At 63.8% G+C, this 26,427-nt stretch carries 22 protein-coding genes; 11 read left to right on the top strand and 11 right to left on the bottom strand.

The window, feature by feature from the left end; all coding sequences use genetic code 11:
- Window positions 1-178 precede the first annotated feature (178 nt).
- From purH to htpX, 4 genes are all read right to left on the bottom strand, one after another.
- Window positions 179-1,795 carry a bifunctional phosphoribosylaminoimidazolecarboxamide formyltransferase/IMP cyclohydrolase gene (purH, locus tag G6N78_RS07490; RefSeq protein WP_165217075.1) on the bottom strand — a complete coding sequence of 539 codons (1,617 nt, stop codon included), beginning with the start codon at window positions 1,793-1,795 and terminating at the stop codon, window positions 179-181.
- 110 nt (window positions 1,796-1,905) lie between these two features.
- Window positions 1,906-3,582: a heparinase II/III family protein gene (locus tag G6N78_RS07485; protein ID WP_165217073.1), complete on the bottom strand. Its 1,677-nt coding sequence runs from the start codon at window positions 3,580-3,582 to the stop codon at window positions 1,906-1,908.
- A 110-nt stretch (window positions 3,583-3,692) separates the two neighbouring features.
- Window positions 3,693-5,096, bottom strand: a complete 1,404-nt coding sequence (locus G6N78_RS07480; RefSeq protein ID WP_370691493.1) for an RsmB/NOP family class I SAM-dependent RNA methyltransferase — start codon at window positions 5,094-5,096, stop codon at window positions 3,693-3,695.
- Window positions 5,093-6,052, bottom strand: coding sequence for a zinc metalloprotease HtpX (htpX, locus tag G6N78_RS07475; protein ID WP_165217072.1), 960 nt, complete (start codon window positions 6,050-6,052; stop codon window positions 5,093-5,095). Before htpX ends, G6N78_RS07480 begins: the two co-directional genes overlap by 4 nt.
- Window positions 6,053-6,167: 115 nt before the next feature.
- Here htpX and G6N78_RS07470 point away from each other — a divergent pair, with 115 nt between their 5' ends.
- Entirely contained in the window at window positions 6,168-6,392 is a 225-nt protein-coding gene (locus tag G6N78_RS07470; RefSeq protein ID WP_165217070.1) for a DUF1674 domain-containing protein, read from the top strand.
- A 9-nt stretch (window positions 6,393-6,401) separates the two neighbouring features.
- Here the strand turns inward: G6N78_RS07470 and G6N78_RS07465 are convergent, their stop codons facing one another.
- The gene (locus tag G6N78_RS07465) at window positions 6,402-6,785 is read right to left on the bottom strand and encodes a hypothetical protein (protein ID WP_165217068.1); all 384 of its coding nucleotides are present in this window, start codon (window positions 6,783-6,785) and stop codon (window positions 6,402-6,404) included.
- A gap of 72 nt (window positions 6,786-6,857) precedes the next feature.
- Entirely contained in the window at window positions 6,858-7,073 is a 216-nt protein-coding gene (locus G6N78_RS07460) for a hypothetical protein (RefSeq protein ID WP_165217066.1), read from the bottom strand.
- A 364-nt stretch (window positions 7,074-7,437) separates the two neighbouring features.
- On the opposite strand from G6N78_RS07460, the gene G6N78_RS07455 reads away from it, so the two are divergent.
- Window positions 7,438-9,588, top strand: a complete 2,151-nt coding sequence (locus tag G6N78_RS07455) for a two-component system response regulator (RefSeq protein ID WP_165217064.1) — start codon at window positions 7,438-7,440, stop codon at window positions 9,586-9,588.
- Complete coding sequence (locus G6N78_RS07450) at window positions 9,585-12,098, top strand: hybrid sensor histidine kinase/response regulator (protein ID WP_165217062.1); 2,514 nt, start codon at window positions 9,585-9,587, stop codon at window positions 12,096-12,098. Before G6N78_RS07455 ends, G6N78_RS07450 begins: the two co-directional genes overlap by 4 nt.
- Before the next feature lie 3 nt (window positions 12,099-12,101).
- Here G6N78_RS07450 and G6N78_RS07445 read toward each other — a convergent pair whose 3' ends face one another.
- Complete coding sequence (locus G6N78_RS07445) at window positions 12,102-13,085, bottom strand: crotonase/enoyl-CoA hydratase family protein (protein WP_165217060.1); 984 nt, start codon at window positions 13,083-13,085, stop codon at window positions 12,102-12,104.
- A 213-nt stretch (window positions 13,086-13,298) separates the two neighbouring features.
- Between G6N78_RS07445 and G6N78_RS07440 the strand changes: the two genes are divergently transcribed.
- From G6N78_RS07440 to arsK, 6 genes are all read left to right on the top strand, one after another.
- Window positions 13,299-13,805 (top strand): ferritin-like domain-containing protein, encoded by a 507-nt coding sequence (locus G6N78_RS07440; protein WP_165217058.1) that lies wholly within the window; start codon window positions 13,299-13,301, stop codon window positions 13,803-13,805.
- A 120-nt stretch (window positions 13,806-13,925) separates the two neighbouring features.
- Window positions 13,926-14,297 (top strand): ArsR/SmtB family transcription factor, encoded by a 372-nt coding sequence (locus G6N78_RS07435; protein WP_165217056.1) that lies wholly within the window; start codon window positions 13,926-13,928, stop codon window positions 14,295-14,297.
- Window positions 14,298-14,299: 2 nt separating this feature from the next.
- Entirely contained in the window at window positions 14,300-15,358 is a 1,059-nt protein-coding gene (arsB, locus tag G6N78_RS07430; protein ID WP_165217055.1) for an ACR3 family arsenite efflux transporter, read from the top strand.
- A 5-nt stretch (window positions 15,359-15,363) separates the two neighbouring features.
- Window positions 15,364-15,795: an arsenate reductase (glutaredoxin) gene (gene arsC / locus G6N78_RS07425; RefSeq protein WP_165217053.1), complete on the top strand. Its 432-nt coding sequence runs from the start codon at window positions 15,364-15,366 to the stop codon at window positions 15,793-15,795.
- Window position 15,796: 1 nt separating this feature from the next.
- Window positions 15,797-16,507 carry an arsenical resistance protein ArsH gene (gene arsH / locus G6N78_RS07420; protein ID WP_165221442.1) on the top strand — a complete coding sequence of 237 codons (711 nt, stop codon included), beginning with the start codon at window positions 15,797-15,799 and terminating at the stop codon, window positions 16,505-16,507.
- Window positions 16,504-17,718, top strand: coding sequence for an arsenite efflux MFS transporter ArsK (gene arsK / locus G6N78_RS07415; protein ID WP_165217051.1), 1,215 nt, complete (start codon window positions 16,504-16,506; stop codon window positions 17,716-17,718). The genes arsH and arsK overlap by 4 nt, the downstream gene beginning before the upstream one ends.
- 333 nt (window positions 17,719-18,051) lie before the next feature.
- Here the strand turns inward: arsK and G6N78_RS07410 are convergent, their stop codons facing one another.
- Window positions 18,052-19,767 carry a catalase gene (locus tag G6N78_RS07410; RefSeq protein WP_165217049.1) on the bottom strand — a complete coding sequence of 572 codons (1,716 nt, stop codon included), beginning with the start codon at window positions 19,765-19,767 and terminating at the stop codon, window positions 18,052-18,054.
- 191 nt (window positions 19,768-19,958) lie between these two features.
- Between G6N78_RS07410 and G6N78_RS07405 the strand changes: the two genes are divergently transcribed.
- Window positions 19,959-21,350 (top strand): APC family permease, encoded by a 1,392-nt coding sequence (locus G6N78_RS07405; RefSeq protein ID WP_234905902.1) that lies wholly within the window; start codon window positions 19,959-19,961, stop codon window positions 21,348-21,350.
- Between the two features lie 7 nt (window positions 21,351-21,357).
- Here G6N78_RS07405 and G6N78_RS07400 read toward each other — a convergent pair whose 3' ends face one another.
- The 3 genes from G6N78_RS07400 to G6N78_RS07390 form a co-directional block, all read right to left on the bottom strand.
- A complete protein-coding gene (locus tag G6N78_RS07400; RefSeq protein ID WP_165217047.1) occupies window positions 21,358-22,353 on the bottom strand; it encodes a P1 family peptidase in 996 nt (331 codons plus the stop codon).
- Window positions 22,354-22,463: 110 nt separating this feature from the next.
- Window positions 22,464-24,005, bottom strand: coding sequence for an L-piperidine-6-carboxylate dehydrogenase (gene amaB, locus G6N78_RS07395; RefSeq protein WP_165217046.1), 1,542 nt, complete (start codon window positions 24,003-24,005; stop codon window positions 22,464-22,466).
- A gap of 50 nt (window positions 24,006-24,055) precedes the next feature.
- On the bottom strand, window positions 24,056-25,339 hold the full coding sequence (locus G6N78_RS07390) for an NAD(P)/FAD-dependent oxidoreductase (RefSeq protein ID WP_165217044.1): 1,284 nt from the start codon (window positions 25,337-25,339) through the stop codon (window positions 24,056-24,058).
- Between the two features lie 107 nt (window positions 25,340-25,446).
- Between G6N78_RS07390 and G6N78_RS07385 the strand changes: the two genes are divergently transcribed.
- Entirely contained in the window at window positions 25,447-26,367 is a 921-nt protein-coding gene (locus G6N78_RS07385) for a LysR family transcriptional regulator (RefSeq protein WP_165217042.1), read from the top strand.
- Window positions 26,368-26,427 lie beyond the last annotated feature (60 nt).

Genomic DNA, 26,427 nt, shown 5'->3' with positions numbered 1-26,427 from the left:
GGCCGAACCCCCTCTGGCTGCCGCCATCTCCCCCACAAGGGGGAGACCGCAGGCGGCGCCCGCCGGCGCTTCAATCAGCTTCGGCGGGTCGGCTGGGTTAAAGCCCTGCCCCTTGTGGGGAGGGTGGGGAGGGGTCTTGATCTGGACGACGTAGGAGTGATGGGCTGCACCTCCATCCTCAGTGGCGGAAATGCCGCATGCCGGTGAAGACCATGGCGACACCATGCTCGTCAGCGGCGGCGATTACCTCTTCGTCGCGCATCGAACCGCCCGGCTGGATCACGGCGGTGGCGCCGGCGGCGATCATCGACAGCAGGCCGTCGGCAAACGGCAGGAAGGCTTCGGAGGCCACGGCAGAACCCTTGGTCATCGGCTCAGCCCAGCCCATGGTCTTGGCCGCATCCTCGGCCTTGATGCCGGCGATACGGGCGGAATCGACGCGGCTCATCTGGCCAGCGCCGATGCCAGCGGTCTGGCCGTCCTTGGCATAGACCACCGCATTCGACTTGACGTGTTTCGCCACCTTGTAGGCGAACTTCATGTCGATCAGTTCCTGCTCGGTCGGGGCGCGCTTGGTCACCACGCGGAGATCGAGATCTTCGACCATGGCATTGTCGCGGGTCTGGACCAGCAGGCCGCCGGAGACGGTCTTTGCCGTGAAGCCGCGTGAGCGCGGATCGGGCAGGCCGCCGGTCACCAGCAGGCGCAGGTTCTTCTTCGCCGCAATGATGTGCTGCGCCTCGTCGGTGACGGCGGGCGCGATGATGACCTCGGTGAAGACCTTGACGATTTCGGTTGCCGTTTCTGCATCCAGCAGCGTGTTGAGCGCCACGATTCCGCCGAAGGCCGAGACGGAATCGCAGGCGAGCGCCCGCTTGTAGGCCTCCGTCAGCGAGGTTCCGATCGCCACGCCGCACGGATTGGCGTGCTTGATGATGGCGCAGGCCGGGGCCTTCTTCGGATCGAATTCGGAGACGAGTTCGAAGGCGGCGTCGGTATCGTTGATGTTGTTGTAGGAAAGCTGCTTGCCCTGCAGGAGCTTGGCGGTCGCAACGCCTTCGCGCTTCTCGCCCGTCAGGTAGAAGCCGGCGGACTGGTGCGGGTTTTCGCCATAGCGCATTTCCTGCGACAGCGCGCCGCCGAGCGTGCGGTAGCGCGGGATCTCGATGTCGAGCGCCTCGGCAAACCAGTTGGAGATCATCGTGTCATAGGCGGCCGTGCGGGCATAGGCGCGAGCGGCGAGCTTCTGGCGGAAGGCGTAGGCCGTCTGGCCGTCGTCGGAGCGCAGCGCTTCGATCACCTGCGGGTAGTCCTGCGGATCAGTGACGACCGTCACATAGGCATGGTTCTTGGCGGCGGCGCGGATCATCGCCGGGCCGCCGATATCAATGTTTTCGACGGTGGTCGGATAGTCGCCGCCGGCGGCACGCACTTCCTCGAAGGGGTAGAGGTTGATGACCGCAAGATCGATCGCGCCGATCTTGTGCTCTTCCATCGCCTTCACATGCTCGGCATCGTCACGGATGGCGAGCAGGCCACCGTGAACGCCCGGGTGCAGCGTCTTGACGCGGCCATCCATGATCTCCGGAAAGCCGGTAACGTCCGAGACGTCGGTGACGTCGAGGCCGGCCTCGCGGATCGCCTTGAAGGTGCCACCGGTCGAGAGCAACCGCACGCCGAATTCGCTCAAGGCCCGCGCCAGCTCGATAATGCCGGTCTTGTCGGAGACGGACAACAGCGCCGTGCGGATCTTCACTTTGTCTGGGGCGGGGATCATCTTGGAAACAACGGCCATCGGTCACTCCGTTCAGGGGCAGGCCGTCTCATCCGGCGGACGGCCTTTTCATGCGCGCCGCCTAGCACAGCTTGAGCCGGAGGGGAACGGCTGTGGCGCGATCGGCCGGTTCAAACCTGCTGCTTCAGCATCCAGCGGAGGTCAGAGGTGCCGGGCAGCTCGAAATCGATGACCAGTTGCTGGCTGGGGCGCATGCCGGAGACATCGGCAAAAAAGACATCCTCCTCGATGCCCACCTCCAGACCGGGTGCGGCAAACAGCCAGACCTCGCCGTCCGCGCCTTCCATGGAAATCGTCTCGGCATCGACGCGCGACAGAAGGACGGAGGGATGGATATGGAAACGGGCGGTGCCGGTGACCTGCTTTCCTTCGGCACCCTCCGGCACGAAGAAGTGGTCGTGCCCCTTGACCCTGTGACCCTTGGCGGCAAGTCCGATCTCGCGCTGGTGCACATAACCGAAGGGCATAACATAGCCGTCATGCGAGGCCTTCAGCCAGTCATTGCCATAGGTATCCTCCCAGCGCTGCACGGAAAAATCTCGGGCACCATCCAGAAGCAGGGGGCCGAGCAGGCGGGATGTGGCGATCCGCGCGGACGAGGTTTCTCCCAGTGTCACCGTCGAATGGGCGGCGGTGGCGCGCGACAGCTGCCGATAGGTGCGGCCGGCGAATTTCGGGGCGCCGGCATTGACGATGAACCGGCTGCGTCCGGCGGAGAATTCGAAACACAGATAGCCGGCATGCGCGCCGCGCGAGAGATCGGGCGATAGCGGTCGGCCGGTATCGACAAGGATCGTCGTCTCGCCCGCCGTCAGCCGGTGATAATGGCAGTGGGGCAGGGCCTTGAAGGGTTTGCCGCCCGTCTCATCGTAGCGGAGAACGGCGGACAGTTCGGCCGCCGGCGTGGCGCTTGCCCCGTTGAAGAGTGCCAGATCGCCATCCTGATGGCGGAAGAAACGCAGCGCCGGATAGATCCGGTCGATGGTCGGGATCAGCTTTTGCGGAACGTCGTATCCCAGATTGATGTAGGTCTGCCGGAGCGGCAAAAGATCGAGCAGGATTTCGAGGGCCGTCCGCGGATTGCGGGACACATGGCCGCCATCGGCCAGGATCTGCAGTTCCAGTTCTCGGTCCAGCCTTGCCCCTTCGCGGCGGATGACCTTTTCCGGGGAGGGAATGGCCAGCGTCGCCATGGCCAGCGCGATATGGATCCGGAGCCGCGTTTCCGTCGGTGGCAGGCAGGCCACCGCCTTGCGCAGGAAATGTCGATGGCAGGCGATGCATCGCATGAAACGTCGATAAAAGCCGCCTTCCGCCCCCTGCAGCACGACGGGCGAATGGGAGAGCAGCGCAATCATCCGCTCTGCCGCCACGTGCGGTTCCCAGGCGGGGACGGAGATCTTGCGGCCGTGGATCTGCATCCAGGCGTTCAGCAGGTGGCGGGCCTGGACGCGCGCTTCGTCCTTGCGCAGCGCCCGGATATGTCGCAGCCAGGCAAAGGAGTGCAGCCGCTCGGCAAAGGCGCGCGACGGCAGGGGCTCGAGGAAGGGATTATCCTCCTCCGTTTCGAACACCCGGCCGGCGAGCGGGAAACGTCCTGCCATGATTTCCTGAGCAATGAACGGGTCTGCGGCCCTGAGATCCGTCGGCGCCACCACCAGTCGCTCCGGAACGGTCATGCCGACGCGGGTTGCTGTCATGCGCACGGGCAGCAGCCGGCGGCAAAGGCGCCGCTGCGCCTCTGTCAGTCCCAGAGCTAGACGTCGTCGGCGCTCAGCCAGCAGCATATTCCGATACCGATGTTGTCGAAACGGAGACGCCTCCCGCACCCTCGCCGCATGCCGCGAAGGCTCGTCCCCTCATCGCTAATATGTGCGCCGGTATGGTGAATAAAGTCTTAGCGTCGCCTGAGGACGCAGGCAAAGAAACCGTCCATGCCGCCGGCATAGACCTCGTCACCCGGCAGCATTGCCGGTGTGGTGCGGAATTCGCCGTCCGGTGTGATGGCACTTTCCAGCCCCGGCCAGTCCTCGGGCCGGATCGACACGCGGTCGACGGACGAGTCCTCCCGCAGCAGGTCCTTCACCAGATCCTCGCCTTCCAGAGGGTCGAGCGAGCAGTTGGAGAAGACGATCAGGCCGCCGGGCTTCACCAGTGTGATCGCATGGCGCAGCATGCGCGCCTGCAGGCCCGCCAGTTTCTCGATATCCGCTGGACCCTTTGTCCACAGCACATCCGGGTGGCGGCGTGTGGTGCCGGTGGAGGAGCAGGGGGCATCCAGCAGCACGCCGTCGAGAGGCTCGTCCGGCTTGAAGTCGAAGAGGTCGGTGTTGCGGATCTCGGCTGAGAGCTTCAGCCGCTCCAGGTTTTCCGTCAGCCTTTGCGCCCGGTTCGCCGATTGCTCGATGGCGATCACATCGGCGCCGAGTGCCACCAGCTGTGCGGTCTTGCCGCCCGGTGCGGCGCAGAGGTCGGCGATCCGCTTGCCCTTCAGGTCACCGAAGAGTTGAGCGGGAAGGGCGGCGGCCGCGTCCTGCACCCACCAGGTGCCATCCTCGAAGCCGTCCAATCCGGTGACCGACCCGTCGAAGGATTTGAGCCGCAGGCTGCCCGTCGGCAGCGGTTTTGCGTCGAGCCGCTTTGCCCATTCGTCGCGATCACCCTTTACGGTCAGATCGATCGGGGCCGGTGAAAGCTGGGCTTCGGCAATCCGGTCCGCCTGCTCCGTCCCATAGGCCTTCACGAGGCGGGCGCGGTACCAGTCCGGCACGGGGGAAATTGCAAGGCTGGCGGCGAGAATCTCGTCGCGTTCGCGCACCATGCGGCGCAGAACGGCATTCACCAGCTTGGCAAAGCGCCGGTTGCGCGGGTCGCGATTGGCCTGCTCGACGGCGAGATCCACCGCGGCATGCGCCGGGACGTCGAGATAGAGGATCTGCGCGGCGGCGACCGAGAGCACATGCTGAAGCGCGCGCGCACCTTCCGGCAGCGGCGAATCGATTAGCGAGGCAATGGCATGCTCCACCCGCGGCAGGTGGCGAAGCGTGGTGTTGAGGATGGCGCGCGTCAGCGCCCGGTCCGCATCGCTCAGCACCTTGTAGGCCGGGTTTCCATGCGCCGGGTCCAGCATGCCGTCCAGCGACGTCTTCTTGTCGATCACGGCAGCCAGGATCTTGGCCGCCGTCATGCGCACCTCGATCCCGGGCTTTGGCGCGAAGGGATTGTTCGGCTCTCTTTCAACCCGGCCCGCCGGGCGCTTGAAGGGCTTCTTGCTGCGTTTCTTGTTATCGTCTGCCGTCAAGACCAGGGACCTTTGCGCGGTTCGTCGGGGCTGCGTCCTGAACCGGTCGTCGGAACGGAGCGCGATCTGCGCGTGGGTCTAGCAGCGGAAAAGGCTGGCGTCGAGGCGCCGGCAAATTCGGAGGCCATGGCCTGCAGCGCGGCAATCCGGTTTTCCGTGTTCGGATGGGTGGAGAAGAGATTGTCCATCCGTTCGCCGGAGAGCGGGTTGATGATAAACATGTGCGCGGTCGCCGGATTGCGCTCGGCATCGTCATTGTGGATCACCTCCGCGGCGCCGGCGATCTTGCCGAGTGCCGAGGCGAGCCAGAGCGGATTGCCGCAGATCTCGGCGCCACGCCGGTCGGCGGAATATTCGCGCGTGCGGCTGATCGCCATCTGCACAAGTGCCGCGGCCAACGGGGCGACGATCATCGCGACCAGCACGCCGATGAAGCCGAGCGGGTTGTTGTTCTCCCGGTTGCCGCCAAAGAAGAAGGCGAAGTTGCCGAGCATGGAGATGGCACCGGCCAGTGTCGCCGTGATCGTCATGGTCAGCGTATCGCGGTTCTGCACATGGGCCAGTTCATGCGCCATCACACCGGCCACCTCCTGTGGCGTCAGCCGCTCCAGAAGCCCGGTCGAGGCGGCAACGGCGGCGTTTTCCGGATTGCGACCCGTGGCGAATGCGTTCGGCTGCGGGCTCTGATAGATGTAGACCCGCGGCATGGGCAGCCCCGCATTGGCGGAGAGATCACGGATCATGTGAAAGAATTCCGGCGCGTTTCTCTCATCCACCTCTTGAGCCCGGTAGGCCGACAACACCATCTTGTCTGAGTTCCAGTAGGAAAAGAGGTTCATGCCGGCGGCAATGAGGAAAGCGATCATCATGCCGCCGCGGCCGCCGATCAGGAAGCCGACGCCCATGAACAGGGCCGTCATGAAGGCCAGAAGCATGGCGGTGCGCATCATGTTCATTCTTGCGTCTCCAGGAAAGGGTGGCGGTGCTTTGGCAAATTCCGCGCTTTGCCTTAGGATGTGGTTATTGAGGGTTGGTTTTCAATATTGATGCAGATCGGCATGGGTTGATGTGATGCAGGCACCGGACAACGACAACAGAGGGGACAACAGAGGGACGGACGCGGGCGAGGCCCCGAAGGTTCTTTCCCCCGCCGCCCAGCGGGCGCTGAAGGAAGCGGAGGAGCGCCGGGCGCAGGAAAAACCCGTCGAGAGGCCCGCAGAGCTGGGCGGTCGCGGCGGTGCCGATCCCGCCCGTTTCGGCGATTGGGAAATCAACGGCCGCGCCATCGATTTCTGAGCTCGCCTGTCAGGACGTCGGAGATTCCTCTCGCGCCTTCAGCCATGCGCTCAAGGCGGCGATGACCGTAAGTCGCAGGCTGGACTGCTGGGTGAGTGCGCGTGCCAGCGCCACGCCCTGGTCGGGAAAACCCAGTTCCGCCACCACCTCGGCAGGGCCGATCCTGCGGGCCCGCATGATGGCCTCGATACGCACCACCGTTTGCGGCAGCAGGTAGCGGCCATTGGCAATCAGGTGGCTCAGCCCACTCTCCGTCGGCTCCTGGCTCTCCGGCGGTCGCGTGGCTTGTCGTGCGCCGATATGCTCGAGAAAGGCGTGCCGTTCCTCCGGGCTTGCCCGTTTCCAGTGTTTGCGAAGTTTGGCAAGTGGCGTTCGCAGGCGCGGCTTCGGCATTCCGTTCCCTCTTCCGGAGGATCATCCGGTCAGCCTGTACGTGAAACGCGGGGGCAGGGCGACCCCTGATCGTCAGCTCGCCAAAAAGGCGGGCAGCGGGGATAGCATCTGTTTCAGTTGCTGCGGGTGGCGGATGCCGAACAGGTACCAATCGACGAGCGCGCGCGCCATGTCGGCCGCTTCCGGTCCGTCCAGGGGCAGGGCGCGTTCGGCGCACACGTCCTCGAGCACCATTCTCAGGAAAGAAAGGTCCGTGCCGTCCAGCGTATCAAAGGATGAGAACGTCATCGCGCGTCTCCCCAAGCCATGGGGCGAGCCTAGGAAGTATATTAGATAAGGTCAAAACAAAGCATGGCCCGCGACCGCGAACCGTGGTCCGGTGTGTCATGGCTGCAACGGTAGGACAGGTGGATTGTTGTTGGCGCCATTCGAGACAGCGGGCGCCGACCAGCGATGGATGCCCAATTTTTTGTCGGTTCTGTCGCTCTTGTTGCGGGAGTGTGCAGTTCTGCGCCGCCTCGATGCAGGCAGGAACGAATTCTTAAGATCTCAACCGCTAATTTATGTGGGAAAGTGTCGGATTTTGTCACCGTCAAACTTCCGTCGCCGGCAGTCGGCCGGTGTCGGTGCCGAGATGTTATCGGAAACATGAATGCCGCTCATTGCGATTCTCGACGATCAGGAGACCAACCGCCGCATTTTCGAGAGGCTAGCGTCCTCCATCGAGAATGGGGTGGTCATTCGCATCTATGGTGATCCGTCGCTCGCCATCGCGGATTTCGAGCGCGGCATCGTGCCGGATCTCATCGTCACGGATTACAAGATGCCGGTGATGGATGGCGAAGCCTTCATCCGGGCCCTGCGCGCCCTGCCGGGTTTTTCCGAAATCCCGGTCATGGTCATCACGGTTTACGAAGAGCGCAGCTTTCGCATGCGCGCGCTGGAGGCCGGCGCGACCGATTTTCTCCAGAGCCCGGTCGATCATCAGGAATTCGTCGTCCGCGCCCGCAATCTTCTGAAACTGCGCAAGCAGCAACTGCTTCTGGAATGCCGCGCCCATACGCTAGCCGAAGAGCTGGCGACAAGCGAGCAGTCCCGCGAGGCGGCACTGCGCGATTCCAGCGAACGCCTGGCCCAGGTCATCGATACGGTGCCGGCCATGGTCAGCGCCTCGGACAGCAATGGTCGCATCCTGTTTGCCAATGCCTTTGCCGGTGAATTTTTGGGGCTCGATCCAGCCGAACTCGTCGGCAAGTCGAGCGATGTCCTGGTCGATGCCGATCTTGCCGGGCCGAACCGCACGCTGGATCGCAAAGTGATCCGCGGCGGCGAGGCGTTGAAGAGCTTCGAGCGCACGCTGACCAGCGCATCCGGCGAACGGCGTGTTTTCCTCACCACGAAGACGCCGCTGAGGGATGCCCATGAGGTTATCGTCGGCGTGCTGACCAGCGCGCTGGATATCACCGACCGCAAGCGCGCCGAAGAGCATCTCCTGCATGCGGCCCGGCATGACGGGCTGACCGACCTGCCCAACCGCACCTTCCTGCATGATCGCCTTCGTCGCGAAGTGGCGCGTGCCCGGCGCGGAGACCGTTCGTTTGCCCTGCATTTCATCGATATCGATGAATTCAAAAGCATCAACGATCTTCTGGGACAGGAGGCGGGGGATGCCTTCCTGCAGGAGGTCGCCAACCGACTGGATAAGCTGACCGGACCGGAAGATATGGTGGCACGGCTGGGCGCGGATGAATTTGCGCTGCTGCAGACCCTCGGGCCGGAAACCACCACTGCCAGCGATATCGCCCAGCGTGTCCTTGATCAGGTCGGGCTTCCGGTGCGTATCGCCGAGCGGGAGGCTGCCTGCAGCGCCAGCGTTGGGGTCACCATTTATCCGACGGACGGCACGGAAGTGACGCAACTCCTGCGCAATGCCGACCTTGCCGTGCAGCAGGCAAAGGATTCCGGCGGCAACCAGTTCCGGCTTTACGAGACCAACATGGCCGATCGCATCCGCAACAATGCGCTGCTCGACAGCCGGCTGCGCACGGCGATCGATCAGAAGCAGTTCGTGCTGTATTACCAGCCGCAGATTTCCGCCAAGACCGGTGCCGTGATCGGGGCGGAAGCGCTGCTGCGCTGGAACGAGCCCGGCCGCGGACTCGTCTCCCCCGGCGAGTTCCTGCTGCGCGCCGAAGAGAATGGCCTCATCGTGCCGATCAACGAATGGGTGATTCACGAAGCCTGCCGCGAGGCCAAATCCTGGCACCGCCTCGGGCTCGGCCATCTGAGGATCGGCATCAACCTGTCGCCGGTGCAGTTCCGCCGCGTCAACGTGGCGGCCCTCGTGCTGAAGGCGCTCGATGCCACGGGTCTCGACCCGAAATGCCTGGATCTGGAAATCACCGAAAACATCGTGATGGAAAAGACGGAGTCGGTCATTTCCGTCCTGCGCCAGCTGTCCGAACTCGGCGTCGGCATCTCGATCGACGATTTCGGCACCGGTTACTCGTCGCTGAACTATATCAAGCAATTCCCCATCGACCGGATCAAGATCGACCAGACCTTCGTGCGCAACATTGTGAGCGACCCGAGCGACCACACGATCGTGCGCACGGTCGCCCATCTCGGCCACAGTCTCGGCCTGACCGTGGTCGCCGAAGGCGTGGAGACGAAGGAGCAGGCCAAGCTCCTGATGGCCGATGGATGCGACGTGATGCAGGGGTATTTCTACGGGCGCCCCATGCCCGCGCAGGATTTCATCGCCCTCGTTCAGTCGGGTCCGATGCTTGAGAAGAGTGCATGACCAAGCCGCGGCCCTTCCCCTTTCACCGTCTGTTCAGCCGGCCGTGCCGGGCGTCGATCCGCGACATGCGGATGCTGCTGAGAGATCGGCCGGATACCGAACATGAGCTGACGGCCAACCGGCTGCTGATTTCCTCGACAATCCTGATCTACCTGGTGATCGCCCAGGCGCTCGGCTCGGAAGCGGCAGCGTCGGCGCTCGCCATCGCCGCGCTTCCGGTGTTTCTGTTCGAGCTGTTTGCCGCCGGCGTCTTCATCCATATCCTGCTCTTCCCGGGGGTCTCGCCGATCCGGCGCATGGCCGGCATCTTTGCCGATATCAGCATGTTCTCCTACGGCCTGCATGCCAGCGGTGAGGCGGGGGCGGCGATGTTCCTCGTCTATTTCTGGGCGGTGCTCGGCAATGGTTTCCGCTTCGGGGTCTTCTACCTGACGGTTGCCACCGTCACCGCCGTCGTCGCGTTCCTTGCCGTCTACCAGACAACGCTGTTCTGGCAGCAACAGCCGATGGTGTCGCTTGGGCTTGTTGGTGCGCTGATCGTGATACCCGCCTATTGCTCCAAGCTCATCCGCAAGCTCTCGCAGGCAAAACGGGAGGCGGAGGAAGCGAGCCAGGCGAAAAGCCTGTTTCTCGCCAGCATGAGCCACGAGTTGCGCACGCCGCTCAACGCCGTCATCGCGCTCAGCGATCTTCTCGTGCAGATGCAGCTGAAACCCGACCAGCGGGACATGGTGCGAACCATCGGCCGCTCCGGTCGCTCGCTTCTGTCGCTCATCGAAGCGGTTCTCGATCTCTCCAAGATCGAGGCCGGCCAGACCAGCGTCATTCCGCAGAAGGTCGATCTGCCGCTGCTCCTCGGGGATGTCCGGGCGATGATCGGAGTGAATGCCGAAAAGAAGGGGCTTCGAATTGCCCTTCACATGGCCAGCGGCACGCCTCGTTTCGTCATGGCGGATCGGCGGCACCTGGAGGAGATCCTCCTCAACCTTGCCAGCAATGCCGTCAAGTTCACCGAAACCGGACATGTGCGCATCGAGGTTTCCCTCGATCAATCGCAGGGCAGCGATCTGTTGCGTTTCGAAGTTGCCGATACCGGCATCGGTATCGATGAAACGGCGCATGCCCGCATTTTCGAACGGTTCACGCAGGCCGATGGCACGATCATGGATCGCTTTGGCGGAACCGGTCTCGGCCTTGCCATCGTCAAGCAACTGGTGCGGGCCATGGGCGGCGATATCGGCGTGCGCAGTACGCTGGGAGAAGGCAGCACCTTCCATTTCCACCTGCCCACCGATGTGGTGGTCGAGGACGATCTACCCTCTGCCGAAGCGCTGCCATTCGTGCTGCTGGGTGACCGGCGCGTCCTGCCGCAGCCGTTGCAGCTGCTTGCCACGACGGTCGATACCATTGATGCGGCGGTCGATGCGGCGCGCAGTCTCAACGGGCAGACGGGCCGCCGTCCGGTGATATTCATTGATGCCACTTGGCCGGGGCCTCCCCCCAGCCAGGTCGCACACGCGCTGCTCAGGGCCTTCGAGCGCCGCGAAGAGCCGGTTCTAGTGCTGTTCGACCGCCACGGCCAGACCCTGCGGCTGGCGCCGGTGATGCGCGACCTGTTCTTCTGCGTGGCCGGCGTCGATTATGCGCAGACGCTCGCCAACATTGCCGCGCTCACCACGGGCGGCAGCACGGTTCCCGACGATGTGCTCCTGCCCCAGGCATCTTCGACCCGCTGGCGGATCCTGATTGCCGACGACAACAAGACGAACCAGATGGTGCTCGGCAAGATCCTCGAAATGGCCGGGCATCACCATGAGGTGGTGGATGATGGCGAAGCGGCCGTCGAGCGGATGCTGAAGGGGGATCTGGATCTGGTCCTGATGGATGTGAACATGCCGGTGATGAACGGCGTAGAGGCGACGAAATTCTATCATTTCGCCTCGCTCGGCAGCCGTAAGATCCCGATCATCGCCGTGACCGCCGATGCGACGGGAGAGGCGGCTGAACGGTGCAGGGAGGCCGGCATGGCCGCCTGCGTGACAAAACCGATCGAACCGCGTGCCCTTTTGGACGTGATCGCCCAGACGCTTGCCGACGCCGAGCCACTGGCGGTGACCAACCCCTCTCCGCAGACGCCCGGTTTCGTGGAGGACGAGCCGGTTGTCGAGCATCCGGTGATCGACCCCTCCACCTGCAGCGCCTTGGAAAAGCTTGGCGGGTCGGACTTCGTCGAGACGCTGCTCAACCAGTTCGCCGATGATTCCGTCTCTGCCCTCAACGCGCTTGCGGCCGCCGTGGCGGAAGAGGACGTGCATGGCTTCCGCAATTCCGCCCATGCGCTGCGCAGTGCCGCGGCCAATGTCGGTGCCATGCGGATCTACCAGATGTGCCTGGAATGGCGCGAGATCAACGATCCGCAACTGGCGGCAGAGGGTGAGCGCCACGTCCACCATCTGCGCGACGAATTCGACCGCTTCCGTTCGGAACTCACCCTGCGCAAAGCGTCCTGACGCTCAACCGAGATCAGCCTTGGTGCCGGCCCGGCCGGCTTCCATACGCTTGATCTGTGCCACGCGCAGCCGGTCGATCTTGCGCAGGTCGGCATCCTCAAGCTGCATTGCCGCCTCGACCCACAGATCCACCACGTCGATCAGTTCCTCGTGCGTCAGCGGGTTCACGCGCCGTTTCACCTCGCGCAGCGTCCGGTAGATCATGTGCTTGCGGGAATGGCGCGCCACGAATTCGCGCACCGCCGTCTCGCCCTTGCCGTCTTCCACGACCAGGTCCACCAGGCCCATCTCATGCAGATCGTCGGCGCTGTAGATCTGGCCGCCCATGATCATCTTGGTCGCGCGTGTCGGATCGAGCCGGCGCGACAGGAAGCTGTAGGCACCCATGCCGGGGAACAGGTTGAAGAGGATTTCCGGCAGGCCGAACTTCGCACTCTTTTCGGCAATGATGATGTCGGAGGCCATGGCGGCCTCGAAACCACCGCCGAGGGCATCGCCCTGGACGAGCGAAATCAAGACGATCGGCAGATCGAGGCTCATCGAGGATGAGTAGACCAGATCGACGCAATCGCGGGCGTACTGGCGCAAACCTTCACGATCACGCGCCCGGATATGCTTGCCGAAGTAACCAAGATCGCCGCCGAGGTTGAAGATGCCCGGCATCTTTGATCCGTTGACCAGGTACAGCAGCCTCTGGTCGTTGTCGTCACTGCGAACGAGCGTCTGGATTTCGCCCCTGAGCCGGCTCAGATCGGCCAGCAGGCCTGGCGTATAGCTCGGCGCCTCGACGGGGTTCATGAAGTACCACAGCGTGCGCATTGCCGGATCCAGCCGGACACTCAGATTGTCGTAGCGCGCGGTCGGGAATCGGAGCTCCAGGGGAAGAGCGGCCGCCGTCTGATCCGCCTTCGCATCCGCATGGTCGGTGCCGGAGGCGTGCCAGCGCACCTGATGATCGAGATAGTTCTGAGCCGAAACCTCTGTCATAGCCGTCATCCCTTTGCCTCGTAACCGACACCTTATCAGAACGCTGCGGTCTGCGAAGAGGCATGGTTAATCAAACCTTAAGTTTGCTTAACGGTCATGGTTAACGAACGTTGCCTACCGGACGTTGCGCCAGCGCACCGGAACTCTTTGAAGACCTGCCGGTTAGTGCCTCGACCCCCCCCCGGAAAAATCCGGACAAACAAGGAGATTGAGATGGCAGATGCCCGCAGCATTTTCGTCACGGGATTGAAGAATGCTCATGCGATGGAGAATCAGGCGCTTTCGATCATGAAGCCGCAGGTCTCCCGCATCGAAAACTACCCGGAGGTGGCGGACATGCTGGAACGGCACATCCGCGAAACGGAAGGCCAGATCGAGCGGCTGGAGACGATCCTTTCCGGTCTGTCGGAAAGCCCGTCGACCATGAAGGACATGGCCCTGTCGCTCGGTGGTTCCATGGCGGCCCTTGGCCATACGATTGCCCCGGACGAGATCGTCAAGAACTCGTTTGCCAATTTCGCCTTCGAAAACTACGAGATCGCCGCCTACAAGTCGCTGATGACGGTGGCCGAACTCGGCGGCTTTCCGGAAGCGATGTCCGGATTGAAGGCCAATCTGGAGGAAGAGGAGGCCATGGCTCGCTGGATCGACAACAACCTGCGCAGCCTGACCATGAAGTTCGCCTCGCTGAAGGAAGCCGGCGCATCGGCCAAGGTGTGACGGGACCGATCCGCTTCCCCTAGCCGTTCCCCTGGAACCGTGATTTCGAGCCCCGGACCGCTTGTGCGATCCGGGGCTTTGTTGTATGTAACGATTCAACATTTCAAGGAATATCAAAATATGGACGAGAAACGGGCAACCGATCTGTTTGGAGCGCTGTCGCAGGAAACGCGGCTGAAGATCGTCCGCATGCTGGTCGTGGCAGGACCGGACGGCATGGCGGCCGGTGCCGTGGCCGAAGCGGCCGGGGTCTCGCCCTCCAACGTCTCCTTCCACCTCAAGGAACTGGAGCGGGTCGGCCTGGTGACGGCGACGCGCGAATCCCGATCGATCATCTACACGGCCGCCTATGACCACCTCGCCGATCTCATTCGCTTCCTGATGGAAGACTGCTGTGCCGGCCGTCCCGAAATCTGCGCACCGGCAACCGCTGTGGCGCAGTGTTGTGTACCGGATGGCCGGGGAACCTCCTTAAATTCGGAGACTGCGTAATCATGTCCACCTTCGAACGCTTTCTCACACTCTGGGTGGCACTTGCCATCGGCGCTGGCATCGCGCTCGGTGCCGTCTTTCCCGGCCTCTTCCAGATCATCGGCTCTGCCGAGATCGCCAAGGTCAACCTGCCGGTCGCGGTGCTGATCTGGCTGATGATCATTCCGATGCTTATGAAGATCGACTTCGCCGCCATTCGCGAGGTCGGCACCCATTGGCGCGGCATGGGCGTCACGCTGTTTGCCAACTGGGCGGTCAAACCCTTCTCCATGGCGGTGCTCGGCTGGATCTTCATCGGCTGGCTGTTTGTCCCCTTCCTGCCGTCCGACCAGATCGACAGCTACATCGCCGGCCTTATCCTTCTGGGGGCGGCCCCCTGCACGGCCATGGTCTTCGTCTGGTCGAACCTGACGCGCGGTGACGCTCCGTTCACGCTGACCCAGGTGGCGTTGAACGATGCCGTGATGGTCATTGCCTTTGCGCCCATCGTCGCCCTGTTGCTGGGCGTTTCCTCCATCGTCGTCCCGTGGGATACGCTGCTGATCTCGGTCGCGCTCTTCATCGTGGTGCCCGTCGTCGTTGCACAGCTTCTGCGCCGGGCGCTTGGTGCGGGGGATGGCAAGGCGCTTGCCCGCCTGCAGGACAGCATCCAGCCGCTGTCGATTGGCGCGCTGCTCTTGACGGTCGTCCTGCTGTTTGCCTTCCAGGGCAACCAGATCCTCGCGCAGCCGGCAGTGATCGCGATCCTCGCCGTGCCGATCCTGCTGCAGACCATCTTCATCTTTGGCTTTGCCTATCTCGCCAACCGCATGACGGGGGAGGCCCACTGCATTGCGGGGCCCTCGGCGCTCATTGGCGCCTCCAACTTCTTCGAACTGGCCGTGGCGACCGCCATCAGCCTGTTCGGCTTTCATTCCGGCGCCGCCCTTGCCACCGTCGTCGGCGTCCTCATCGAGGTGCCGGTCATGCTGGTCCTGGTCGCGATCGTCAACCGGAGCAAGGCCTGGTACGAGGCCGGACAGGCCGTCACCACACGAACGTCAGCCCAAGGGAAGGCCTGAAGCTCATGGATGTCACCATCTACCACAACCCCGCCTGCGGCACCTCGCGCAACACGCTGGCGCTGATCCGCCATGCCGGCATCGAACCCACCGTGATCGAATATCTGCAGACCCCACCCTCGCGCGACACCCTGAAGACGATGATTGCCGAGGCTGGTCTGTCCGTGCGCGAGGCGATCCGCGAAAAAGGCACGCCGTTTGCCGAACTCGGTCTCGACGATCCGGCTCTGACGGATGAGCAACTCCTCGACGCCATGCTGGCGCAGCCGATCCTGATCAACCGTCCTTTCGTGGTGACCCCGCTCGGCACACGGCTGTCGCGCCCGTCCGAACGGGTGCTGGAGATTCTGCCCGAAACGCTGAAGGGCCCCTTCGTCAAGGAGGATGGTGAGCAGGTTCTCGATGCGGAGGGCAAGCGCCTTGGCTACCCCCATTGAGATGGGTGTCGATCTGCCGGCACTCGATTCCCGCCACTTGCGGCCGATCGATCCCGCCGCGCTACGCCCGGCCTTTTCCACGCACAAGCCGCGCATCTTGATCCTCTACGGGTCGCTCCGGACGGTTTCCTATAGCCGGCTCCTGGCGGAGGAAGCCGGGCGGCTTTTGACCGCGCTCGGCTGCGAGGTGCGGTTCTTCGATCCGAAGGGCCTGCCGCTTCCGGATGCCGAGCCGGTGAGCCATCCAAAGGTGCAGGACCTGAGGGACCTCACACAATGGTCGGAGGGGCAGGTCTGGGTCAGCCCCGAACGCCATGGCGCAATGACCGGCATCATGAAGGCGCAGATCGACTGGATCCCGCTCGCTGTCCGCGCGATCCGCCCCACCCAGGGCAAGACGCTCGCCGTCATGCAGGTCTCCGGCGGTTCCCAATCCTTCAACGCCGTCAACCAGATGCGCGTGCTCGGCCGGTGGATGCGGATGATCACCATTCCCAACCAGTCCTCCGTCGCCAAGGCCTTTCAGGAGTTTGACGAAAACGGCCGGATGAAACCCTCCTCCTATTACGAGCGGGTGGTGGATGTGTGCGAGGAACTGGTGAAGTTCACGCTTCTGACGCGGGATGCCTCGGCCTACTTGACCGACCGCTACAGCGAGCGCAAGGAAACAGCTGAGAAACTCGAAGCCCGTGTACAGCTGACATCCCTATGACCTCCCGTCCGCCGGTCGCCGCCATCCTCTCGCTGGGGCTCACCCAGGTCATCGGTTACGGCACGCTCTATTACAGCTTCAGCATTCTGGCGCCCGACATGGCGCGGGATTTCGGCTGGAGCGTCGATTGGGTGTTCGGTCTTCTCTCCGCCTCGCTGTTCGTGTCGGGATTGGTGGCCCCCTTTGCCGGCCGGCTGATGGACCGCTTCGGGGCCGGGCGGGTCATGGCGCTCGGGTCGCTGGCGGCGGCGCTCTCCCTGGTGATCTGCGCCACCGCTTCCCATCGCGGCGTCTTCGTCGCCGGTCTGCTCTTGACGGAACTGTCTTCCAATCTCGTGCAATATGGCGCGGCCTTTGCGCTTCTGGTGGAAATCCGCCCGCGCGAGGCCCAGCGCAGCATCACCTATCTCACGCTGATTGCCGGTTTTGCCTCGACCATTTTCTGGCCCATCACCACCTTCCTGCACGGGCATCTGTCCTGGCAGCAGGTCTATCTCGTTTTTGCCGGGCTGAACCTCGTGCTCTGCCTGCCGCTGCATGCCTGGCTCAGCCTCTATGGCCGCGGCGGGCGCCGCGCGCCAGAGGCGGCATCCGGCAGCGGGCAGGCGGTCGTCGGGCTGTTGCCGGATGCGTACCGGCCGCAAGGCTTCCGGCTGATGCTGATCGGCATGGGGCTGCTCTCCTTCGTCAATGCGGCACTGCTGTTTCACATGGTGCCGGTGCTGACGGGGCTTGGCCTTGGCGGCACGGCGGTTCTGGTCGCCACGCTGTTCGGCCCATCGCAGGTGCTGAGCCGCTTCACCAACATGGTCTTCGGCAAGAACCTGGGTGCCCTTCAACTCGCGGTGCTGACGGCGATCTTCGCGCCGCTCGGCATCCTGGTGCTGACGCTGACCTATCCCTTCATTCCGGGCGCCATGGTCTTTGCCGTCGTCTTCGGGTTCGGCTCCGGGCTCTCCAGCATCGTCTTCGGCACGTTGCCGCTCGCCCTCTTCGGCAGCGAAGGCTATGGCGCCCGCCAGGGCCAGATCACACTGGTCCGGCTCGCGGCCTCGGCGCTCTCGCCCTTCGGCCTTGCCGTGCTTCTGGAACGCACCGGCCCCGACATGGTGCTCTGGTCCCTCATCGGCCTCGGTCTCGTCGGGCTCATGTTCTTCCTGGCACTGGCCAAGGTGGGACGCATCGCGACGCAGCCCGTTCAGGCGGCTTAAGAACAGAGCGCAGACTGCTCCCTCTCCCCGCCTGCGGTGAGAGGGTTGGGGTGAGGGGCTTAGACCTCAAGACTTCAGCGGATTTTGCCCCTCATCCGGCCTGCCGGCCATCTTCTCCCTGCGGGCGGTAAGCCTTTGCAAAAAAAGACCCCTCCCACCCTCCCCACAAGGCAGGGCTTTAACCCAGCCGACCCGACGGAGCCGATCGAGGCCCAGGCGGGTGCTGCAACGTGTCTCCTCCCTTGTGGGGGAGATGCCCGGCACGGCAGAGGGGGTTTTCTCCCATATGCGTTCGCGATGTCGCGGGGCGACGGAAACACGGGGGCCACCGCCTTATTCCGCGGCCTGATCCATGGAGCGTGCGCCGGGCAGTTTCCCCATCAGCACGTCTTCGGCCGTCGCCTTGTGGTTCTTCACCGAACTGGTCCACTGGCCCCAGACGGAGGGATCGATCACGTCGCCATTCTGGCCCAGGTTCTGCAGGCGCTTTTCGTCCTCATCGGTCAGCACCTGTTTCGGCAGAGGACCTAAGCCCTCGACATCCTTTGCCGAAATGCCGAGCTTCTCGCCGACCCTCCGGCCATAGTCGTCGTGTACCAGGAAGAAGTGCCAGACCATCCGCTCCTGTACGTCGCGCTGACATTGCGAGAGGAGATCGCCCATATTGGTGATCAGGTCGTCGCGCTCCCAGTCCATCATGGTGCAGAAGCGGCCGCGCGCCTGCGCATAATCGTTGCGCCGCTCCAGCACGGCACGGGTCAGCAGCCCACGGATCTCCGGCGGGCGGTTGGGTTCCTCCCGCGGGTTTTCCTTCAGTCCATCATGGATGGACGGCTCATAGTTCACATGCGGGTTCTGACCGGGGGCAAGGTCGCGCTGAAAACTCATCTGGCCGCCGGAGAGATTGGTTGCCACCTGGGCATTCTTCGCCTGGTTCACCGGCAGTTGCAGATAGTTCGTGCCGACGCGGTAGCGCTGCGTGTCCGAATAGGAGAAGGTGCGGCCGACCAGCATCTTGTCGTCGGAGAAATCGAGCCCGTCCACCAGCACGCCGGTGCCCATGGCGATCTGTTCGTTCTCGTTGAAGAAATCCTCGACATTGCGGTTCAGCGTCATGGTGCCGATATGGCGCAGCGGAAACTGGTGTTCCGGCCAGATCTTCGTATCGTCCAACGGGTCCCAGTCGAGTTCCGGGTGATCGTGATCCTCCATGATCTGCACGAACATGTCCCATTGCGGATAATTGCCATGCTCGATCGCGGTGAACAGGTCCTTCGATGCGGAGCCGAAGTCCTGGCCCTGCACTCTAGCGGCCTCCTCCGCCGTCAGGCTGGCCAGCCCGGCGCGCGGATGGAAATGGTATTTCACCAGCACCGTCTCGCCCTTGTCGTTCACCATCTTGTAGGTGTTGACGCCAAAGCCTTCCATGTGGCGATAGCTCGCCGGAATGCCGCGCGGCGAAAACAGGTGGGTGAGCATGTGCATGCTCTCCGGCGTCTGGCTCATGAAGTCGAAGATCCGGTTCGGCTCCTGACGGAAGGTCACCGGGTCCGGCTTCAGCGAATGGATGACATCCGGGAACTTGATCGCGTCGCGGATGAAGAAGACCGCCAGATTGTTGCCGACCAGATCCCAGTTGCCGTCTTCGGTGTAGAATTTGACGGCGAACCCGCGCGGATCGCGCGCCACTTCGGAGGAATCGCGCCCGCCGATGACGGTGGAGAAGCGGATGGCGAGCGGCGTCTTCTTCCCCGCATGCTGGAACAGCTTTGCGCGGGTATAGGTGGAGGCCGGTTCTTCGCCGATCTTGCCGGTCGCCTCGAATTCGCCGTAACAGACGAAGCCGCGCGCATGCACCACCCGTTCCGGTATCCGCTCGCGGTCGAAATGGGTGATCTTCTCGAGAAACTGGTAGTTTTCCAGCGTCGCCGGCCCGCGTGATCCGATGGTGCGGGTGGATTGATTGTTGACGACCGGATGGCCCTGTCGATTGGTGAGCGTCTGGTCGCTGGTGCCTGCCGGCATGCTGCCTCGCTTGGTCTCGTCCATGTCCGTCCCTTTCTCGTCTGGAGAATGTTGATCCCGGAAGAGCATGGAAAAGCATACCGGGCCGTAACCGGCTAACTGGCGGGAGGCGCCAGCGTTCCAGGCGGGCTCGATTTTCCGCAAGAGGTTCAGGAAGAAGAAGGAACCGGGAGAGGGGGCCTCACGTTAAATTGCAATAGAATGGGGAGGGGGTCATGTCGGACCAGCAATCGGACACACGCATGGCGGAGCATCTGGGGAAGGGCCAAACGGAATCGGGCCATGAACTGAAACGCGTCATGGGCCCCGGCCTGCTTCTCTTGTTCATCGTCGGCGATATTCTCGGCACCGGCATTTATGCGCTGACGGGACAGGTGGCGGCGGAAGTCGGCGGCGTCGTGTGGCTGCCCTTCCTCGTTGCGTTCGTCGTCGCGCTTCTGACGGCCTTCAGCTATCTGGAACTGGTGACGAAATATCCGAAAGCTGCAGGCGCGGCGCTTTACACGCACAAGGCCTTCGGCGTGCATTTCCTCACCTTCCTGGTGGCGTTTGCGGTGATGTCTTCCGGCATCACCTCTGCCTCCACCGCCTCGCGCGCCTTTGCCGCGAATTTCGTCGCGACCATGGGCATGGCGGATGGCGGTTTTCTGGTCACCGGCGTGGCGCTCGCCTTCATCGCGCTGGTCGCCATCGTCAATTTCCGCGGCGTTGGTGAAAGCGTCATGGTCAATGTGGTGCTGACCGTGGTGGAACTCAGCGGCCTGCTTCTCATCATCGGCATCGGTTTCTGGGCGATCTCAGGCGGTCAGGGCGATGTCTCGCGCGCCTTCACCTTCCAGGCGCCGGAAGGCGGTGGCATGTTCTGGCCGGTGATTGCCGCAACCACGCTCGCCTTCTTCGCCATGGTCGGCTTCGAGGATTCGGTCAACATGGCCGAGGAATGCAAGGAACCGAGCCGCATCTTCCCGAAAGTGCTGCTGGGCGGGCTGATGCTGACCGGCCTCATCTACGTGCTGGTGTCGATTTCGGCCATCACGCTCGTTCCCGCCGCAGAGCTTGGCGAGGGCGAGACGCCGCTTCTGAAGGTGGTGCAGGCCGGTGCGCCCGGCTTCCCGATCGGTATTTTCGGTATCATCACCATGTTCGCCGTCGCCAATTCGGCGCTGATCAACATGATGATGGCAAGCCGGCTGATCTACGGCATGGCGCAGGAAAACGTGCTGCCGGCGGTGCTGGGGACCGTCCACCCCGGGCGCCGTACGCCCTACGTCGCAATCCTCTTCACGACGCTGATTGCCGTTGCGCTGATCACCTTTGTCGGCGGCGTTCCGGCGCTCGGCGGCACCACGGCGCTGCTGCTGCTCTGCGTCTTCACCATCGTCAATGTGGCCGTGCTCGTGCTGCGCAAGGACAAGGTGAGCCACAAGCATTTCCGCACGCCGACGGTCGTCCCGGTTTTAGGCGCCATCACCTGCGCCTTCCTCGCCGGCCCGTGGACCGGTCGCGATCCGGTGCAGTACAGCATTGCCGGCATTCTGCTCGCGGTCGGCGTGGTGCTCTGGTTCGTCACCCTTCGGGTGATGAAGGGCATGGCCAAGCCGGCATGACCTCCGATCAGCCGTGCCGGTCGCGCCAGGAGGTTTGCGCGCCGGCAACCGGGAGAGCGGTCGCTTCATAGATCCCGCGGGCCACGGCGCGGGCAAAGGTCAGCGTCGCCAGGTGGCACAGTTCCATGAAATCCATGGGATCATCGAGGGCGGTCTTTCCTGTCGCGGCGGCAAACACGGTATCGCCATCGGCCGGCAGATGGGCCGGCAGCACGGCACGCGCCAGCCCGTCCTGCGCCATGATCGACAGGCGATGCGCCTGCGCCTTGGTGATCCGGGCGTCGGTGACAACGAGCCCGATGGTGGTTGCCTTCAGGTTTACGCCTTTCAATCTGAGCGATGTATCGCTGGCGGTGAATCGTTCGGGCAGACCGAGGCCGCCGAACTCACCCTCCTCTTCAAAGGGGGCCGCCCAGAAATGCGGCCCATCGCCCACGGTGGCGGAACCCAGCGCATTGACGGCCACGAGTGCGGCGATCCGATGCCCCTTGGAGGAGACGGCGCTCGCGGAACCCAGGCCGCCCTTGACCGTCGCGGTCGTGGCACCCGTGCCGGCGCCGACGGTGCCCAGCGCAAACGCGCCCTTCGCCGCCGCCTTGAAGGCCTCGTAGCCCATCTCGCGATAGGGGGAGTGCAAACCCCAGTCCTTGTTGCCACCGTTCAGGAGATCCATCAGGATCGCCTGCGGCACGATCGGCACCTTCGTCGAGCCGACCTGCAGACCGCGGCCGACCTCACGCAACCCCGCCTGCACGCCGCCCGCCGCATCGAGCCCGAAGGCGGACCCGCCGGAGAGCACCAGCGCATCGACCTTCTCCACCGTCATCGCCGGATCGAGAAGGGCGGTATCTCGCCCGCCCGGCGCGCCGCCTAAAACGCTGCCCGAGGCGATCGCCGGCTCATCGAAGACCACCACGGTGACACCGGAGCCCAGCGCCAGATCCGTCGCATGACCAACGCTCACGCCCTCGATATCGGTCAGCAGATTGAGGCAGTCGGTCATGGGCGGCGTCCTTCAAAATTGGCGATTCGCGCTTGAGACTAGCGTGACGCAGGACGCTTGTCCCGAATAGCGAGGGCGGCAGCAGCCTTGCCGCCGCCCCCAAGAAAACATTAGCCGATATCGAACTTCACGCCCTGGGCGAGCGGCAGCGTGCGGCCGTAGTTCACAGTGTTGGTGGCGCGGCGCATATAGGCCTTCCAACTGTCCGAACCGGATTCGCGGCCGCCGCCGGTTTCCTTTTCGCCGCCGAAGGCCCCGCCGATTTCTGCGCCCGAAGGACCGATATTGACATTGGCGATGCCGCAATCGGAGCCGCGGGCGGAGATGAAGGTTTCCGCTTCGCGCATGTCATTGGTGAAGATCGACGAGGAGAGGCCCTGCGGCACACCGTTGTGCAGGTCGAGCACGGCGTCGAACTCCGAATAGCGCATCACGTAGAGGATCGGCGCGAAGGTTTCCTCAATGACCGGGCCGCATTGCGAGGGCATTTCGACGATTGCCGGGCGGACGTAATAGGCGTCTGCGGCATCGTCCGCCAGCACGCGCTCGCCGCCGGTCACCGAACCACCCTCGGCCTTCGCCGCCTCGAGTGCCTTCTGCATGCGCTCGAACGCGGCCTTGTCGATCAGCGGGCCGACGAGATTGCCGTCCACCATCGGGTTGCCGATGGTCACCGACTGATAGGCCTTTTGCAGGCGCGGCACGAGGCTGTCATAGACGCTGTCATGCACAAAGAGGCGGCGCAGCGTCGTGCAGCGCTGGCCGGCGGTGCCCATGGCGGCAAAGGCGACGCCGCGCAGCGTCAGATCCAGATCAGCCGTCGGCGTGACGATCGCGGCATTGTTGCCACCAAGTTCGAGGATGGCGCGGGCAAAACGCTTGGCAAGTCGTGGACCGACGGCGCGGCCCATGGCCGTGGAACCGGTGGCGGAGACCAGCGGCACCTTCGGATGATCGACCAGAACCTCGCCGATCTCGCGGCCGCCGATGATCAGAGTCGAGAGATTGTTCGGCGCCGTGCCGCCTTCGGCCACATAGCGTTTTACGGCCTTTTCGAAAATTGCCTGGGTGGCGAGTGCCGTCAGCGGCGTCTTTTCCGACGGCTTCCAAACGGTGGCATTGCCGCACACCAGCGCCAGCGCCGCATTCCACGACCAGACGGCGACGGGGAAATTGAAGGCCGAAATGATGCCGACGACACCCAGCGGATGCCAGGTTTCCATCATCCGGTGGTCGGCGCGTTCAGTGGCGATGGTGAGACCATAAAGCTGGCGGGAGAGACCGACGGCGAAATCGCAGATGTCGATCATTTCCTGCACTTCGCCGAGGCCTTCGGAGGTGATCTTGCCGACCTCGATGGACACAAGGCGACCGAGATCGGCCTTGGCGGCGCGCAGTTCTTCACCGAGCAGGCGGATCAGTTCGCCGCGCTTCGGGGCGGGCACATTGCGCCAGGCGAGAAAGGCCTGGTGGGCCGCATCGATGGCGGCAGCCGTTGCGTCCGCCGAAAGCTCGGCCAGCTTGCCGATTTCGGTGCCGTTGATCGGCGAACGGACGGTGAGCGTGCCGCCCTTGAAAGCTGCGGCATCCACGCCGAGGCGGGAGAGAATGGCATCCGCTTCCGCGGCAAGGTTCAGGGTGGCAAGCGTCATGATGATCGTCTCTCGTCTTTCTCGTGATATCGTCGGCAGGGGCCGGACCGTCAGAACCGGTCCCCGGCCAGATGGGCAACTTGCGCGCCCGCTTCGTAATAGGTTTCCTTCAGCGCCCGAAAGGCCGGCTCCCGGGCCTCCGTCAGCGGCAAGGGCAGGTCGGCTTCACCCGCCTCGCCCAAAATATGGGCGGCGAGCACTTTGCCGAACACCGTTCCCGGCGCAATGCCGCGCCCGTTATAACCGGAAAAGCCGACAACACGATCGGCAAAACGGTGGAAGCGCGGCAGGGCGTTGTCCGTCATGCCGATCTGGCCGTACCATTCGGCCTCGAAATCGATGTCGCTCAATTGCGGGAAGATCCGCCGCAGCGCCCGGCGCGCCCAGCCTGTGTGGATCGCGGTGCCCGGCCCGCGCAGGGCGCCGACCGAGCCGAACACCAGCCGACCCTCATCATCCATGCGGAAGGAGGAGAGGATCTCCTTGGTATCCCAGCAGCCTTCGCGGGCGGGCAGGATTGAGCGGCGCAGATTGTCGGAGAGCGGCGTGGTGGCGAGGTTGAAATAGGGCAGGTGCACCTGTTCGCGGCGCACGGCCTCGAAGGGGCCCGCGGAATAGGCATCGGTTGCGACGATCACCCAGTCGGCCGTCACGCTGCCGTCTCCGGTGGAGATGACATGGCGGCCAGCCTGTTGCTGCCAGGCAATCGCCGGGGTTTCTGTATGGATCTGGACGCCCGCCTTCACCGCCGCATGGGCAAGACCACGGGCATAGGCGAGCGGCTGCAGGGTTCCGGCGCGGCGGTCGAGCAGAGCGCCGCGATAGGCGCGCGTGCCGATCCGCCGTTCGGTCTCGGTCGCATCCAGCACCTCGACATCGGCGCCGCGCTTCTGCCACTGGCGGGCGCGTTCCTCGATTTCGGCAAACCCCTTGTCGCCGACGGCGCAATGCAGCGTGCCTGTGCGGGTCAGCTCGCACGCGATGCCGTGCTTATCGATGAGGCCCATCACCACCTGCGGGCCGTTGCCGAGCAATGTCAGCAGCCGTTCGCCGTGTACGGCGCCCAGTTCGCCCGGCAGGTCGTCCGGCATCACCCACATGCCGGCATTGATCAGACCGACATTGCGACCTGCACCGCCGAAGCCGATCGCCTTGGCTTCCAGCAGGATCACCGAACGCCCGGCTTCGGCCAGATGCAGCGCCGCTGACAGGCCGGTGTACCCGCCGCCGATGATGACGATCTCTGAGGAGACGTCACCGGATAGCGGTTCGCTCAAGGGTGCGGGCGGCGCCGTCTTTTCCCAAAGGCCGTGGGAGCGGGGATCGTTGAACATGGCGCGCCATCCGGATGCGGGTGAGATGGCAAAAACTTTACAGTCGGCGCGAAACGGCGGATAGCGAATTCTTCTCAACAGTTCATTCTTTGGAGGAATGATCCGTCATGCTGCCGCCCCGCCGCTTTTTGCCTTCCCTGTCCCTTCTCTCGGCCTTCGAGGCGGCGGCGCGCACCGGCAGCGTCACGGCGGCGGCACAGGAGCTCGACCTCACGCAAAGCGCGGTCAGCCGGCAGATCGCGGCACTCGAAAAACAGATCGGCGTGGCGCTCTTCCTGCGCGAGCGGCAGACGATCCGCCTGACGATCGCCGGCGATACCTATGCCCGCGAAGTCCGCGAGGCGTTGCGGCGGATCTCGTCGGCCTCTCTCAATCTCCGGGCCAATCCGGCGGGCGGCACGCTCAACCTTGCCATCCTGCCCTTTTTCGGCAGCCGGTGGCTGGCGCCGCGCCTGCCGCGTTTCATCACTGCTTATCCCGGCATGACCGTCAACCTCATCACGCGGCTCGAACCCTTCGAATTCCGCTTCGACACGCTGGATGCGGCGATCCATTTCGGCGAGGCGCGCTGGCCGGGGGCGGTGCTGACCTTCCTGATGCAGGAGGAGGTGGTGCCGGTCGGAAGCCCGGATCTCATCCGGTCGCTGGATATTTCAGCGCCTGAGACCCTGCTGCAGGCGCCGCTCCTGCATCTGAACACGCGGCCGGACGCCTGGGAAACCTGGTTCGGTCGCAAGGATATCGCCTTCGACGCCTTGCACGGCATGTTGTTCGACCAGTTCGTCACCATGGTGGAGGCGGCATCTGCCGGTCTCGGCATTGCGCTTCTGCCGCGTTTTCTCATTGCCCGGGAACTGGAGGCCGGCACGCTCCTGCCGGCGGTGAATGAGGGCACCCTGCGCAGCGGCGATTATTTCCTCGCCTGTCCACCGGAGCGCGCCTCCTACCCGCCGCTCGCCGCCTTTCGCGACTGGATCCTCTCGGAGATCAAAAGAGAGAGCGAGATCGCACCGGAGCGGGTTGCGTGAGCGCATCGGTTCAGCCAATAGTCGGGGCAGACATCATAAGTGCCGCCTTTGCCCTTAAAC

This window comes from Allorhizobium pseudoryzae (assembly GCF_011046245.1).
In the GTDB taxonomy this organism is placed as follows: domain Bacteria; phylum Pseudomonadota; class Alphaproteobacteria; order Rhizobiales; family Rhizobiaceae; genus Neorhizobium; species Neorhizobium pseudoryzae.
The sequence above is the reverse complement of the archived record's forward strand: the minus strand, read 5'-3'. Positions and strand labels throughout refer to the sequence as shown.

Bases quoted from the DNA above. Each gene is read 5' to 3' on its own strand.
- G6N78_RS07385 (WP_165217042.1), top strand. From the start codon at position 25,447: ATGCTGCCGCCCCGCCGCTTTTTGCCTTCCCTGTCCCTTCTCTCGGCC.
- arsC (WP_165217053.1), top strand. From the start codon at position 15,364: ATGGATGTCACCATCTACCACAACCCCGCCTGCGGCACCTCGCGCAAC.
- arsB (WP_165217055.1), top strand. From the start codon at position 14,300: ATGTCCACCTTCGAACGCTTTCTCACACTCTGGGTGGCACTTGCCATC.
- G6N78_RS07435 (WP_165217056.1), top strand. From the start codon at position 13,926: ATGGACGAGAAACGGGCAACCGATCTGTTTGGAGCGCTGTCGCAGGAA.
- G6N78_RS07485 (WP_165217073.1), bottom strand. From the start codon at position 3,582: ATGCTGCTGGCTGAGCGCCGACGACGTCTAGCTCTGGGACTGACAGAG.
- amaB (WP_165217046.1), bottom strand. From the start codon at position 24,005: ATGACGCTTGCCACCCTGAACCTTGCCGCGGAAGCGGATGCCATTCTC.
- G6N78_RS07450 (WP_165217062.1), top strand. From the start codon at position 9,585: ATGACCAAGCCGCGGCCCTTCCCCTTTCACCGTCTGTTCAGCCGGCCG.
- G6N78_RS07445 (WP_165217060.1), bottom strand. From the start codon at position 13,085: ATGACAGAGGTTTCGGCTCAGAACTATCTCGATCATCAGGTGCGCTGG.
- arsH (WP_165221442.1), top strand. From the start codon at position 15,797: ATGGGTGTCGATCTGCCGGCACTCGATTCCCGCCACTTGCGGCCGATC.
- arsK (WP_165217051.1), top strand. From the start codon at position 16,504: ATGACCTCCCGTCCGCCGGTCGCCGCCATCCTCTCGCTGGGGCTCACC.
- G6N78_RS07405 (WP_234905902.1), top strand. From the start codon at position 19,959: ATGTCGGACCAGCAATCGGACACACGCATGGCGGAGCATCTGGGGAAG.
- G6N78_RS07460 (WP_165217066.1), bottom strand. From the start codon at position 7,073: ATGACGTTCTCATCCTTTGATACGCTGGACGGCACGGACCTTTCTTTC.
- G6N78_RS07455 (WP_165217064.1), top strand. From the start codon at position 7,438: ATGCCGCTCATTGCGATTCTCGACGATCAGGAGACCAACCGCCGCATT.
- purH (WP_165217075.1), bottom strand. From the start codon at position 1,795: ATGGCCGTTGTTTCCAAGATGATCCCCGCCCCAGACAAAGTGAAGATC.
- G6N78_RS07440 (WP_165217058.1), top strand. From the start codon at position 13,299: ATGGCAGATGCCCGCAGCATTTTCGTCACGGGATTGAAGAATGCTCAT.
- G6N78_RS07465 (WP_165217068.1), bottom strand. From the start codon at position 6,785: ATGCCGAAGCCGCGCCTGCGAACGCCACTTGCCAAACTTCGCAAACAC.
- G6N78_RS07400 (WP_165217047.1), bottom strand. From the start codon at position 22,353: ATGACCGACTGCCTCAATCTGCTGACCGATATCGAGGGCGTGAGCGTT.
- G6N78_RS07410 (WP_165217049.1), bottom strand. From the start codon at position 19,767: ATGGACGAGACCAAGCGAGGCAGCATGCCGGCAGGCACCAGCGACCAG.
- G6N78_RS07390 (WP_165217044.1), bottom strand. From the start codon at position 25,339: ATGTTCAACGATCCCCGCTCCCACGGCCTTTGGGAAAAGACGGCGCCG.
- htpX (WP_165217072.1), bottom strand. From the start codon at position 6,052: ATGAACATGATGCGCACCGCCATGCTTCTGGCCTTCATGACGGCCCTG.
- G6N78_RS07470 (WP_165217070.1), top strand. From the start codon at position 6,168: ATGCAGGCACCGGACAACGACAACAGAGGGGACAACAGAGGGACGGAC.